Genomic DNA, 258 nt, shown 5'->3' on the forward strand with positions numbered 1-258 from the left:
GGCGCCGCGCAAATGGGCACGATCGAATTTCATACATGGAACGGCGTGGCGTCGAACATCGAAAAGCCCGACCGTGTGGTGTTCGATCTCGACCCGGGCCAGTCGCTCGGCTGGGACCGGATGATCGAGGCCGCGATGTTGACGCGCTCGCTGCTCGAGGAACTCGGCCTCACGTCGTTCTGCAAGACGAGCGGCGGCAAAGGGCTGCATGTGGTCGTGCCGCTCTCGAAACACGCGGGCTGGGACGAGGTGAAGGAG

The 258-nt window shown here is 64.0% G+C and carries 1 protein-coding gene; it reads left to right on the plus strand.

Features of this window, described 5'->3' with window-relative positions:
• Positions 1 to 258 (plus strand): DNA primase small subunit domain-containing protein (locus SB772_RS42850; RefSeq protein ID WP_410838876.1); only part of this gene is annotated, 258 nt, incomplete at both ends.

Origin of the sequence: Paraburkholderia sp. SIMBA_030 (assembly GCF_046535245.1) — a bacterium.
Taxonomy (GTDB): domain Bacteria; phylum Pseudomonadota; class Gammaproteobacteria; order Burkholderiales; family Burkholderiaceae; genus Paraburkholderia.